The 12,644-nt window shown below is 75.1% G+C and carries 12 protein-coding genes; 4 read left to right on the plus strand and 8 right to left on the minus strand.

Annotated features, from left to right (window positions below):
- Positions 1-184 precede the first annotated feature (184 nt).
- From AQJ30_RS27875 to AQJ30_RS27905, 7 genes are all read right to left on the minus strand, one after another.
- Complete coding sequence (locus AQJ30_RS27875; protein ID WP_067239465.1) at positions 185-1,360, minus strand: glutathione-independent formaldehyde dehydrogenase; 1,176 nt, start codon at positions 1,358-1,360, stop codon at positions 185-187.
- A gap of 302 nt (positions 1,361-1,662) precedes the next feature.
- Positions 1,663-2,787 (minus strand): MATE family efflux transporter, encoded by a 1,125-nt coding sequence (locus tag AQJ30_RS27880; RefSeq protein ID WP_107119717.1) that lies wholly within the window; start codon positions 2,785-2,787, stop codon positions 1,663-1,665.
- A 115-nt stretch (positions 2,788-2,902) separates the two neighbouring features.
- The gene (locus AQJ30_RS27885; protein ID WP_067239786.1) at positions 2,903-4,708 is read right to left on the minus strand and encodes a copper resistance CopC/CopD family protein; all 1,806 of its coding nucleotides are present in this window, start codon (positions 4,706-4,708) and stop codon (positions 2,903-2,905) included.
- 188 nt (positions 4,709-4,896) lie between these two features.
- A complete protein-coding gene (locus tag AQJ30_RS27890) occupies positions 4,897-5,661 on the minus strand; it encodes an SDR family NAD(P)-dependent oxidoreductase (protein ID WP_107119718.1) in 765 nt (254 codons plus the stop codon).
- On the minus strand, positions 5,658-6,125 hold the full coding sequence (locus AQJ30_RS27895; protein WP_067239469.1) for a cupin domain-containing protein: 468 nt from the start codon (positions 6,123-6,125) through the stop codon (positions 5,658-5,660). The genes AQJ30_RS27890 and AQJ30_RS27895 overlap by 4 nt, the downstream gene beginning before the upstream one ends.
- Entirely contained in the window at positions 6,122-6,760 is a 639-nt protein-coding gene (locus AQJ30_RS27900; protein ID WP_067239471.1) for a GNAT family N-acetyltransferase, read from the minus strand. The genes AQJ30_RS27895 and AQJ30_RS27900 overlap by 4 nt, the downstream gene beginning before the upstream one ends.
- On the minus strand, positions 6,741-8,882 hold the full coding sequence (locus AQJ30_RS27905) for a penicillin acylase family protein (RefSeq protein WP_067239472.1): 2,142 nt from the start codon (positions 8,880-8,882) through the stop codon (positions 6,741-6,743). Before AQJ30_RS27905 ends, AQJ30_RS27900 begins: the two co-directional genes overlap by 20 nt.
- Positions 8,883-8,968: 86 nt before the next feature.
- Here AQJ30_RS27905 and AQJ30_RS27910 point away from each other — a divergent pair, with 86 nt between their 5' ends.
- The 4 genes from AQJ30_RS27910 (at position 8,969) to AQJ30_RS39865 (ending at position 10,983) form a co-directional block, all read left to right on the plus strand.
- Complete coding sequence (locus AQJ30_RS27910) at positions 8,969-9,685, plus strand: siderophore-interacting protein (RefSeq protein ID WP_067239474.1); 717 nt, start codon at positions 8,969-8,971, stop codon at positions 9,683-9,685.
- 82 nt (positions 9,686-9,767) lie between these two features.
- Complete coding sequence (locus AQJ30_RS27915; protein ID WP_067239476.1) at positions 9,768-10,418, plus strand: HhH-GPD-type base excision DNA repair protein; 651 nt, start codon at positions 9,768-9,770, stop codon at positions 10,416-10,418.
- Positions 10,419-10,500: 82 nt separating this feature from the next.
- Positions 10,501-10,800: a hypothetical protein gene (locus tag AQJ30_RS27920; RefSeq protein ID WP_067239478.1), complete on the plus strand. Its 300-nt coding sequence runs from the start codon at positions 10,501-10,503 to the stop codon at positions 10,798-10,800.
- Between the two features lie 57 nt (positions 10,801-10,857).
- Positions 10,858-10,983, plus strand: coding sequence for a hypothetical protein (locus AQJ30_RS39865; protein WP_281200970.1), 126 nt, complete (start codon positions 10,858-10,860; stop codon positions 10,981-10,983).
- A gap of 67 nt (positions 10,984-11,050) precedes the next feature.
- On the opposite strand, the gene AQJ30_RS27925 is transcribed toward AQJ30_RS39865, so the two are convergent.
- A complete protein-coding gene (locus AQJ30_RS27925; protein ID WP_067239480.1) occupies positions 11,051-12,619 on the minus strand; it encodes a helicase HerA-like domain-containing protein in 1,569 nt (522 codons plus the stop codon).
- Positions 12,620-12,644 lie beyond the last annotated feature (25 nt).

A 12,644-nucleotide genomic window follows, 5' to 3' on the forward strand; every position in this document is an offset into this window, starting at 1 on the left:
CTTGCCGACGCGCGCGTTCGCCACCCGGCTCCCGCGACTCGGGCGCGCCGGGCCGCCGTTGCCTTCGGTGACCGGCGCGCACGAGCGGCGACGGCGTCCGGCCCCGGACGTGACCGGGACCGGGACCGCGCGCCGCCACCCGTCCGCCGGCCCGCTCCAGGCGCGGTGGGCGCCCCGCGGCTGCCTACTTCTTGTGGCCGTTGGCGTGTCCGTCGGGATGCAGGACCACCTTGGTCCAGCCGTCGTCCCGGGCGTCGAAGTGCTCGTAGGCGGTGGGGGCCTCGTCCAGTCCCAGCTCGTGGGAGACGATGAAGCTCGGCTCCGCCTTGCCGCCGGCGATCAGGTCGCGCAGCGCCCGGTTGTACTTCTTCACCGGCGCCTGCCCGGTCCCCATGCGCTGGCCCTTGAACCACATCATGCCGAAGTCGATCGGGACCTTGCCCTGCGCCTCCAGCTTCCCCTGGGCTTCCTCACCGCCGGGGTCCTGGGGCAGGAAGACGCCCACCACGCCGATGTCGCCCGTGAACCGGACCGTGTCGATCAGGCTGTTGAGCGTGAGGCTGGCGTCCTCCTTCCCCTGGGGGTCGTGGGCCTGGTAGCCGACGCACTCGCAGCCGTTGTCGGCGCCCAGGCCGAGGGTGGCCTCCTTGACGACCTCCGCCGGGTCCTGCTCGGCGGTGTTGATCGGGACGGCCCCGATCTCCTCGGCCACGCGCAGCCGGTCGGGCTGGTGGTCGGCCACCCAGACGCGGCCCGCGCCCTTGAGGATGGCGGAGTAGGCCGCCATCAGTCCGACAGGACCGGCGCCGAACACGATGGTCTGGTCGCCCGGCTTGACGTTGGCCATCTCGGTGGCGTGGTAGCCGGTGGGGAAGATGTCGGCGAGCATCACGTAGTCGGTCTGCCGCTCGGCGGCGTCCTCGCCCAGGCGCAGCGCGTTGAAGTCGCCGTAGGGCACGCGCAGCAGTTCCGCCTGGCCGCCCTGGTAGGGGCCCATGTCGGCGAACCCGTAGGCGGCTCCCGCGAGGTCCGGTACCGGCTGCATGGTCAGGCAGTAGTTGGTCAGGCCCCGCTCGCACTGCTTGCAGAAGCCGCAGGCGATGTTGAAGGGCAGGACCACGTACTCGCCGACCTTGACCTTGCTGACGGCCGAGCCGACCTCGACGACCTGGCCCATGTTCTCGTGGCCCAGCGTGCGGCCGGTCTCGAACGAGGTGCGGCCCTCGTACATGTGCAGGTCGGAACCACAGATGTTGGTGGTGGTGATCTTGACGATGATGTCGCAGGGATGCTCGATCTTCGCGTCCGGTACGTCCTTCACGGTGACCGTGCGCGGTCCTTCGTATACCGCAGCCTTCATGATGACTTCCCTCAGTGCCGCCGAACGTCCGCGGCACGGCGATGATGAGACGGCGCGAGGAGCCTGCCCGCTCGGGAAGTGACACGACGGGGGGGCAGCGCTCCCGCACGACTCTGCGGGCCGTCCACCAGGACAGGTGGAACGGTGCTGCTGCCGCGGGCGGCCCTGCGGTCCCAACGCCCCTGCGGCGTGCCGTGCGGGTCCCCGGGGCCCTGGGCACGAAACAGACATGCGCGCACGAGTTCATGAATTTCGCGCCCGTGCCCCAGCCACTCGCGCCCCGGCACCTCGCGCCTGCCGGCTCAGGTCGTCGACCGGTCCGTGTCGTCCTCGAGCATCCGGCGGCGCTCCTGTTCCCGCTTGGAGTAGGCGGCCGCCCGGATCGCCTCGTCGCTCTCCAGGCCCGACCCCAGCGCGCCGCCCACCGTGGCGACCGAGGCGACGAACCACGCCAGCGTCCAGTACTCCGAGGCGTGCAGCGGGGTGCGCGTCAGGGAGGCGAACACCTGGCCGTTGAGGATGAAGAGGGCCCACACCAGGTTGACGGCCAGCAGCCCCACGTAGCAGACGAAGACCCCGATGCCCACCGTCAGCACGGTCGACGTGTTGTAGAGGGTCGTGCGCTTCCTCGCCTCCGGCGAGTCCCCCTTGCCGCGGTGCCACAGGTGCGCGTCGATGATCAGCCAGCCGATCATGAGCGCGATGGACCCCACCGTGGCGATCACGAGGCGGGTCGTGTCCAGGGCCGCGGCCAGGCTCCAGAGCGTCGAGTTCACGGTGGCGACCGCGCCCGTGGCGAGCGCGGCCGCCAGGGCCTTCGAGAGCCCCGGCACCAGCCGCCACGGACGGTTGGCGCGGACCATGCCGCCGAGCATCCTCAGGTACCCGCGCGGCCCGCTGAGGACGTACCGGAGGTCGGCGGGCTCCTCCGCGCCGACCGGGGCGGGGTGGACGGGCGCGAGACGGCTGGTGAAACGTCCCAGCCCACGCCGGTGCGGAGCCTTCCCGGCCTCGTCGCCCTGCGCGCCCGCCAGGCTGAGCACGGCCTCTTCGACCGCCCGCTCGGCCTTGCGCTGGAGGCGCAGGCCGCCGAGCGAGGGGAGGGACAGCAGTGCCGCGCGGTGCTCGTGGCTCACTTCCATGACGAGCTTGCGGCCGTGCGAGTGCAACGGCAGATCGGTGAGGGCCACGACGACGTCCCACTTCTCGTCCTGCCCCCGGTCCACCGTCCGGCGCGCCACGGTGGCCAGGTCCTCGGTCCCCCCGCTGAAGGGCTCGCTGACCACCTCGAACTCGAACCGCCGGCCGCCGGTCCTTTCCGCGAGCCGATCGGGCAGGACCCGGGCCATGCGCCGTGCGGCCTCCGTCGGCGCGTCCGGATCCGCGAGGAGGGCCACGACCGTGACGTTGTGCGACGGCTCACCCATGACGGCCCCTACTCGTCGGCAGCTGCAGGGGTTCAGCAGTGCCCAGAAAGGCCTCGTCCTAACGCCGTCGGCGCCGTCGGCCCCGAAGGGGAGGGCGGGGGGCCGCCCCCGCTCCTCAGCGAGCCACCCGTACCGGCTTCTCCACCGTCACCTGGTCCACGTCCGACACCCGTACCGTCACCTTCATCGTCCACGTGCCGGCGAGCGGGAGGTTGACCGCGTTCGTCGCCCAGTAGCCGCCCCGGTCCGTGAGGTCGGCGTTCAGGGGGCCGATGTCCTGGGCGGGGAAGGTGAAGGCGATGCGGAGTTCGGGGACCGCGGCCAGGCCGCCGTCGGCGCCGTAGACCACGGCCTCCACGGCGTTGTCGCCGGTGCGGGCCGGGTCGAGGGTGACCTGGACCGTGCCCCGGTGGCCGGCCACGCTGAACGGCGCCATGACCACCGAGGTCGCCGGCAGGGCCGCCGCCTGCCGGGTCGCCTGCGCCTCGGCCTCGGCCCGGCCGGGCAGCGTGCCCGTCAGGACCGTCGTCAGGGCGAGGACGACCGCCGCGACCAGCACCTCCACCAGCACCGAGCGGCGCAGGGCCCGGCGGTGCGCGTCGCCGTCGGACGACGGCTCGGTGAGGGCGGTGCCGGCCTCGGAGGGCCGGGGGGTGCCGGCCTCCGGGGGCCGCTCCGTGAGGCCGTCGGGGGCCGGTGTCCCCGTACGGGTCGCTCCCACCGGTTGTGGCATGCGCAGCTCCTCCTTCCGCTCCGCGGGCGTCGCGGCCCTGGCCCGCTCCGCCACCCAGCGGCGCGACCAGTCGGCCGCCGTCAGCAGGACCGTCACCGCGGCCAGCTTGGCCAGGAGGAGGCGGCCGTAGGACGTGTCGGTGAGGGCGGTGAGGGTGCCCAGGCCGCGCCAGGACTGGTAGAGGCCGGTGACGGCCAGGGCGGTGACGCTGAGCATGGCCAGGCGGGAGAAGCGGGTCACCGTGGCGAGCGGGGGCGTGTCCCGGCGCAGCAGCACCAGCAGGGCCGTGAGGCCGCCCAGCCAGGCCGCCATCGCGAGCAGGTGCACGACCGCGGACGCCATCGCCAGCGGTACCTGGATGCCCGCCGACGCGTGCTCCGCCGCCGCCCAGGTCAGGGAGAGTCCGACCGCCAGGACGGCGCCGAGGGACAGGTGGGTGCGCGAGGGGCGTGCGCGCCGGGCCGCGTGGGTCAGCAGGAGGGCGGACGCGGCCAGCAGCGCGAGGCGCGCGAGCAGCGCCCAGCCCGGCCTGCCGGTGAGCGTGCGACCCAGCGCGTCCAGGTCGAGGGCGGCCGACGGGCCGTCGCCGGTCTCGTACGGGGCGCGCAGCACGAGGAGCAGGACCGTCGTGCCGGCCAGGCCCCAGCCGCCCGCGCGGAGCAGTCCCCGCAACGGGCGCACCCGCGTCGGACGGCACACGGCGACGAAGGCCGCCGTGCCGATGAGCAGCGCGGCGGCGAGGTAGGCGGCACCGCGGGCGGTGCCGTACAGGAAGGCGGTGAGCGGGTCCTCGGTCGGGCCCGTCGGCACCGGGGCCGCCGTGGCCGAGGGGGCGCCCACGGAGAAGGTGAAGGCGCCCGACACGGGGTGGCTGTCCGCCGACACCACCCGCCAGGCCACGGTGAACGTCCCCCGGTCCAGGCCGGCCGGGAGGCTGATCCGGGCGGTGTCCGCGTGCCCCCCGGCGTGCTCGGCGTCGCCCGTGGGGACCCGGTGCCCGGTGGGGTCCAGCACGCGGAAGGAGTCGTCGAGGAGGCCGACCGACTCGGTGAAGGTGAGGGTGACGCTGCGCGGGGCGGCCGGGACGACGCTGCCGTCGGCGGGGTCGGTGGCGCGCAGCGCGGCGTGTGCCGACGCCGGGTTCGCGCCCGGGAGGAGGAGCAGGAGGAGGAACGTGCCCAGGAGCAGCGTCAGCGCCCCGAGTCGTCTGCGGGCCACGCCGGCCCGGGCGTCCCGGTGTGCTGTTGCGTGGCCCTCTCCCACGGTCACCTCGCGCTCTTCGTCCACGCCGTCCCCCCGCCTCCGGGTCCGGCCTCCCGCTTACGTACGGACCGGGGGCCCGCTGTGCTCACCGCGTCCCGCACACCGTGCCCGGCTCACCACGTCGGGCGGGCCGTCGCGCCGCCGTCGACGACCAGGTCGTGCCCGGTGATCCAGGAAGCGAGCCGGGAGGCCAGGAACACGCAGGCGTCGCCCACGTCCTCGGGGCGGCCGAGGCGGCCCGTGGCCGTCGCCCCACGCCAGCGGCGTACGCCCTCCGGCCAGGCCTCGGCGAGGCCCGGGCGGTCGATCAGGCCGGGCGAGACGGTGTTGACGCGGATGCCGTGCGGGCCGTACTCCTGCGCGGCGGCGCGGGCGTGGGCCACCACGGCCGCCTTGGACGCCGCGTAGTGGGCGTGGCCCGGCGCGGGCAGGCCCGCCTCGACCGAGGCGATGTGGGTGACCGTGCCGCCGCCGGTCTGCTCGCGCATGACGTCCGCCGCGGCCTGGGTGCAGGCGAAGACGCCGGTGAGGTTGGCGTCCAGGACGGTCCGCCAGTCGGCGGTCGTCATGCCGGGAAGCGGCTGGACGGGCTGCACGCCCGCGTTGTTGACCAGCGCGGTCAGCCGGCCGCCGCCCCACTCGGCCGCCTCGCGCACCAGGCGGCGGCACGCGTCGTCGTCCGTCAGCTCGGCGCGCAGGACGACCGACCGGCCGCCCGCCGCGTCGATCCGCGCGGCGGCCTCCCGGACCGCCGTGGTCTCCGTACGGCAGTGGAGGGCCACCGCGGCGCCCTCCTCGGCGAAGCGCAGCGCGATGCCCCGGCCGATGCCGCCGCCCGCGCCCGTGATGAGGGCCACCTGGCCCGTCAGCAAGGTCATGGGCGGCAGAGTTCCGCGATCCGGGCCGCCTCGTGCGGGTAACGCGCCGTCAGGTCGGCCCGGTCGCCGTGCGCGTAGTCCGCGTAGGTGAAGCCGGGGGCCATCGTGCAGCCGAACAGGGTCCAGGAGCCCCGGGTCCGCCCGCCCATCCAGGTGTGCGCGGGGACGGTGAACTGGACCGCCTGGCCGCCCAGCACGTCGGGGCCGAGCACGGCCGTGCGGGAGGTGCCGTCGGGGGCGAGCAGCAGCAGCTCCAAAGGGTCGCCGAGGTAGAAGTGCCAGGTCTCGTCGGTCGGCAGGCGGTGCAGGGCCGAGTGGTCGCCGGCCGTGAGGAGGGCGACGACGGCCGTTCCCGCCGGGCGGCCGTCGGGTCCCTCGGGTCCCGCCCAGGTACGGCGGAACAGGCCGCCCTCGCGGGGGATCGGCTCCAGGCCGTAGTGCGCGATCAGCTCGTCCGGGGTCACCCGGGGAAGGCTACCTCCCGGCGCAGGAACGCCAGTTGGGCGCGCTTCTCCGGCAGGTACACGTCGGGCAGGTCCACCTCGGGCAGGGTGACAACCGGGCCGGCCTCGAAGCCGAGCCGCACGAAGCGGGCGAGGGCCCTGTCGTTGCGCACGTCCGGGTCGACGACCACCCGGCGCCGGTCCAGGCCGAGCAGCACGTACCGGGCGAACGCGCCGAGCAGCGCCCCCGACCAGCCGGGCCGGGCCGTGCCCTCGGGGGCGGGGGCCAGCAGCACGTGGGCGCCGATGTCGCCGGGCTCGACGGGGTAGCACGCGCCGACCCGGTCCTCGGCGGGCTCGTAGGTCTGCAGCAGCGCCACGGGCGTGCCGTCCAGCTCGGCGAGGAAGGCGTGGTGGGTGTCGAGGCCGGCCAGGTGAGCGTAGATCTCCCGGACCTGGTCGACCGTCAGGCCGTTCATGCCCCAGAACACGGCCCGTTCCTCGCTGACCCAGCCGTGCACGACGGGCGCGTCGCGGTCGGCGTCCAGGGGGCGCAGCCGGAGGGTGCCGAGACCGGGGAGGTCCTGCTCGTGGACGGGGGCGTCGGCCCTGCCGCCGTCGTCGGTGGGGGCGGCCTCATCGGCGGGGAGGTGCATCGCTCTCCTTCTCCAGGTGGGCCCAGTCGGTGACGACCGGGACGAGCTCGCCCCGCAACCACAGGGGGAGCTGGTCGTGGTGGTGGGGGTGGCCGGGGGTGCCGTGCGCGCCGTGCGGGACGACCCACCGGCTGTCCTCGCGGCGGGCGAGGTCCCAGACGTAGCGGGCGGCGGGGCCGCGGGCGGCCAGGTCGGTCAGACCGGGCACGGCGGAGGTGCACAGCACGCAGTCGTGGTCGCCGGAGAGGGCGGGAGCCGTGGTCTCCCCGTTCGGCGGCTCCGGCAGGGCGCGCCAGGCGGCGAGGCGGTGGGTGTCGCCCCAGCGGGCCGGGGGGCGGCCCACGCGCGCGTGCGCCACCTCCTCCAGGGCCGCGCGCACCAGCGCCGGACGGTCGACGCCGTACAACTCCTCGGCACGCAGCAGGTGTTCCAGCGCGTACCCGATCCGCGGCACCAGTGCCAGCCAGGGCAGCAGCACCTCGGGGTAGGCCGGCGGCGTCCTGAGCGTGGCGAAGGCGGGCTGGGCGGCGAGGTGCCGTACGACCGCGCCGCGCACCTGCGCGTAGGCCGCCGCGTCCTCGCTGTCGGCGTCCATGCGGCGGTCCCAGCGCAGCAGGCGCTCGCGCAGCGCGGCGGCCGGGCCGGTCAGGCCGTCCAGGGCGGCGAGGTGGTCCAGCAGGGGTGCGGCGGAGGCGAGGTGGGTGTCGGTGTGGATCGCGGACAGGTCGGCGGCCGACCAGGTGCGGCGCTCGCCGAGGAGGGCGCGGATGCGGTCGGCGCGGTGCGGCGGGGCGAACTCGACGCCCAGCGCGGCGGCCACGCCCCGCTGGTTGGCCATCACGGCGACGCCGTCGGTCAGGCCGGCCCTCGGCAGGGGGTGCCAGCCGGTCCACTCGTGGCCGGGCTCCCAGGCGGGCACGACCCGGACGCGGTTGTCCGCGGCGCGGACCGGGACGCGGCCGGCGACCCGGTGCAGGACGCCGCCCTCGGTGTCGGCGGCCTGGACGACGTTGACCGGCTCGGCCCAGGCGTCCAGGGCGCGGTCCACGTCGGCGACCCGGCGGGCCCGCAGCAGCGGCAGCAGGGCGCCGAAGCCGAGGTCGCCGGTGACGCGCGGCGGGTACCGCAGGCTGACGGCCAGCGGGGTGCCGTCGTCCAGCCCTTCCGGGCCGCCCGCGATCACCGGGCCCCGGTCGGTCTCCAGGACCTCCACCTCGACGGTGTCCTCCCCGGCCACGTGGACCGGTTCGGTGTGCCGGGCGGCCCGGTGCCAGAGCCCGTCGGGGCCGAGGGCCTCGACGCCGGCGCCGGTGCGGCGCAGGCGCTCGCGGTAGAGGTCCTGGTAGTCGGCCATGGCGTTGGTGATGGCCCAGGCGACCGTGCCGGTGTGGCCGAAGTGGGCGATGCCGGGGACGCCGGGCACGGCGAGGCCGACCACGTCGAACTCGTCGCAGGCCAGGCGGATCTGCTGGTAGACGCCGGGGTCCTCGACGAAGCGGTGCGGATCGCCCGCGAGGAGGGCGTGCCCGGTGACCGTGCGCTCCCCGGCGACCAGCCAGCCGTTGCTGCCGGCGGTGCCGGGGCCGTCGGTGGCGAACAGGCCGACCGCACCGGGGCCGAGGTGCCGTACCGCCTCCTCCCGCCAGAGCTTGGCGGGGAAGCCGGCGAACAGGATGTGGGTGGACAGCCACACGGCGAGCGGGGTCCAGGGCTCCCAGCGGCCGGGGGCGAGGCCGACGCGGGAGAACTCCGGGGCGACGCTCCGGGACGGGTCCTCGGCGACGCCCCGGGAGGGGTCCTCACCGAGGTCGGCGAGGCCTTCGTTGACGCCGTCGACGTACGCCGCCACCCACGCGGCCGTCCCGGGGTCGTGCTCGGTGAGCGCGGTGTGGCAGCGGCGGGCGGTGTCCTCCAGGCGGGCGCGGCGCGCGAACACGTCCCAGGCGAGGGCGCCCAGGCCGAGGAACGACGCCGAGGTGCCCTGCGCGCGGTGCCGTTCGACCTCCAGCTGCCAGGCGCGGTCGCGGGCGGTGACCAGGCCCTGGGCCCGGGCGAGGGCGAGCGGGTCGGGGGCGCGCAGGTGCGGGACGCCCCAGGCGTCCCGGTGGATCTCGGTCGTCACCGTGCACCCTCTCTGTGCCATGCAGCGGCTTTAGGTTAGCCTCACCTAAGTATTGGTGGAGATCGTACGTGAGGGGTGGAGAGGTCATGGCGCAGGGGCGGGGCTGGGAGGGCGCGGTCCTCCGGTTGATGCGGGCGAAGGACTTCACGCTGACGGTCACCGGGGCGCGGGACGTCACCCCGTCGTACCGACGGCTGCACCTGACCGACGGCGGGCTGCTCGCGGCGACCGGGGTGCACCCGACGATGTGGGTGCGGCTGTGGTTCGACAACGCCGGCAAGCCCCACCAGCGGGCCTACACCCTGGTCGACCCCGACCCCGCCCGGGGCACGTTCGCCCTGGAGTTCGCGCTGCACGAGGGCGCGGCCAGCGACTGGGCGCGGACCGCGCGCGCCGGCGACACCATCGAGGCGACCGTCCAGGGCACCGGGTTCACCCGGCCCGAGCCCGCGCCGACGCACGTCCTCGCGATCGGCGACCCGGCCTCGCTGCCCGCGATCAACTCCCTGCTCGGCGCGCTGGACGGGACCCCGAGCACGGTGTGGTTCGAGGGCGGCGACGACGGCCTGCCCTTCCCCGTCTCCCCCGCGCCGGGCCGGCTCGAGCTGCGCCGCGTGGGGCGCGGGGAGCTGGCCGACCGGGTCCGGGCCGAGCTCCCCGGCCTGCTCAGCGCCACCGAGCACCCGTACGTCTGGATCGCCTGCGACACCCGGACGACCCGCACGCTGGCGTCGTACGTGCGCAAGGACCTGGGCGTGCCCAAGGACCGGCTGCACGCGCTGGGGTACTGGCGGGACGAGTGAGCCGGCCCCCGGAGGGCCGGCGCCAGGTGTCACGACCCTCCTCGAAGAGGCGGCGGGGTGTCCGGCGGGCGATCATCGGTGCATGGACGTCACCGTGCACCTCGCCCAGGACCCCGAGGCCGACGCGCTCCTCGGGCGCTCCCCGCTCGCCGCGCTGGTCGGGATGCTGCTCGACCAGCAGGTCCCGATGGAGTGGGCGTTCAAGGGGCCCCGCACCATCGCCGACCGGCTGGGCGCCGACGACCTGGACGCCCACGAGATCGCCGCGCGCGACCCCGAGTCCTTCGCCGCGCTGCTCTCCGACAAGCCGGCCGTGCACCGCTACCCCGGCTCCATGGCCAAGCGCATCCAGCAGCTGTGCCAGTACCTCGTCGACCACTACGACGGTGACGCCGAGGGCGTCTGGCGGGGCGTGGACGACGGGCGCGAGCTGCTGCGGCGGCTGGAGGACCTGCCCGGGTTCGGCAAGCAGAAGGCCCAGATCTTCCTCGCCCTGCTCGGCAAGCAGCTGGGGGTGACCCCGCAGGGCTGGCGGGAGGCCGCGGGCTCCTACGGCGAACCCCGCGCCCACCGGTCCGTGGCCGACATCACCGGTCCGGAGTCGCTGGCGAAGGTCCGGGCGTTCAAGCAGGAGATGAAGGCGGCGGCCAAGACGGCGAAGGCGTCGACGGGCACAAAGGCAGCGAAGAGCGTGAAGAGCACGAAGACAGCGAAGAGCGCGAAGAAGCCGTAGCAGGGCCTGAGCCTGCGCCGTACGGGTGAACTCGGCGGGCGGGCGGAGGGGCTCCGGGCGTGCCGCGGGCAGAGCCCCTTGTGTGAGCACCGCACGACACCGTCCGCACCGCCGCGTCTGGCTGCGGGTGCTCGTCCTGCTGCTCGCGCTCCTGGTCTCCGGCGGCGAGGCGGCCTGTGCGGCTCCGCACGGCACGGTCGCCGCCGAGCACGACGTGACCGCTCCGGCGCCCCGGTCCGCCGCGTGCCGTCCCGCCGCACCCCTGCGGCCGGCGCCCACGCCGCGTCCCCGGCCGCGGGCCGCCGTACCGGTGGGACGCCCCGCCGCCCGACCGCCGTACACCGCGCCCCGCGTCCTGCGTTCCGTGGTCCTGCGCTGCTGACGGACCGGCCTCCCCCACCCACCGAGGTCAGTCCGAGACGCAGTCGGAGGAACCGTCATGCCCATCGATCCCTACGCGGTCCTGCGCGCCCTGCTGCGCGCCGAGGCCGCCCGCAGCGCCCCGAAACCGCAGCCGGAGCAGCGGCCCCTGCCCGAGCAGCCCCGCGAGCGAGGGGGCCGCTGAACGAGGTCCGGCGGGGGCGGGCGGCCGCCTCCGCCGGACGAGACACGCCCGAGGGACGGGGCGGGGCTCAGCGTCTCCTGCGGGCCGTGCCGAACAGGGAGCGGGTGATCTCGCGGCCGAGCTGGGTGCCGACCGAGCGGGCCAGGGACTTGAACATGCCGCTGCTCACGACCTGCTCCACGACCGACGGCTCCTCGTGCGCCGCGCGCTGCGACGGCTTCTGCGCCCGCTTCCCCGGTTGCCTCTCCGGCTCCGTCGCCGGTGCGTCCGTCGGGCCCGCCCCCGAGTGCGCCGCGGCGGCCGTCAGCTTCTCGTACGCCGACTCCCTGTCCACACCCTGTGCATACCGTTCGTAGAGCGGCGAGGCCTTCACCGCGCCGTCCAGGACCCCCGGGTCGACCGGGCCCATCAGGGACTCGGGTGCGCGCAGGCGGGTCGCGGCGACGGGCGTCGGAGCGCCGTTCTCGCTGAGGACCGTGACCACGGCCTCGCCGGTGCCGAGGCCGGTGAGCAGTTCCTCCAGGTCGTACGGCGAACGGGGGAAGGTCTGCACCGTGGCCCGCAGGGCCTTCTGGTCCTCCGGGGTGAAGGCACGCAGGGCGTGCTGGACGCGGTTGCCGAGCTGGGCGAGGACGTCGGAGGGGACGTCCTTCGGGGTCTGGGTGACGAAGAAGACGCCGACCCCCTTCGAGCGGATCAGCCGCACGGTCTGCGTCACCGCGTCCAGGAACGCCTTGGAGGCGTCGTGGAACAGCAGGTGCGCCTCGTCGAAGAAGAACACCAGCTTCGGCTTCTCCGCGTCGCCGACCTCCGGCAGGTCGTGGAACAGGTCGGCCAGCAGCCACATCAGGAACGTCGAGAAGAGCTGCGGCCGGTCCTGGACGGCGGGCAGTTCGAGCACCGACACCACGCCCCGGCCGTCGGCCGCCGTCCGCAGCAGCTCGGTGGTGCGGAACTCGGGCTCCCCGAAGAAGCCGGACGTGCCCTTGGCCTCGAAGGCGGTCAGCGTCCGCAGGATCACCCCGGCCGTGGCCGGGGACAGCCCGCCGAGTGCCTTCAGCTCCGGCCGGCCCTCGTCGGAGGCGAGGAAGGCGACGACTGCGCGCAGGTCCTTCAGGTCGTACAGTTCCAGGCCCTTCCGGTCGGCGTAGTGGAAGACCAGGCCGAGGGACTGCTCCTGGGTCTGGTTCAGGCCGAGCACCTTGGAGAGCAGGACCGGGCCGAAGCTGGTGACCGTCGCGCGGACCGGGATGCCGTGGCCGAGGCCGCCGAGGGCGTAGAACTCCGCCGGGAAGGCGCTCGCCGTCCAGTCCTGGCCGACCTCCGCGGACCGGGTGCGGACCCGGTCGCCGGGGGCGCCGGGGGCCGAGATGCCCGACAGGTCCCCCTTCACGTCCGCGAGGAACACCGGCACGCCCTGCGCCGACAGCTGTTCGGTGACGAGCTGCAGCGTCTTGGTCTTGCCGGTGCCGGTGGCGCCCGCGACCAGGCCGTGCCGGTTGAGCATCGGAAGCGGGACGCGGACCTGCGCGTCGGGCAGGCAGCGGCCCTCCCAGAGCAGGGCGCCCAGGTCGAGCGCGGGGCCGGAGAAGGCGTACCCGGCGGCGATCTTCGCCACGGGCTCGCTGGCGTTCATCGACAGACCCCTCCCGGATCGTTCG

Source organism: Streptomyces longwoodensis (assembly GCF_001514125.1).
Lineage (GTDB): Bacteria > Actinomycetota > Actinomycetes > Streptomycetales > Streptomycetaceae > Streptomyces > Streptomyces longwoodensis.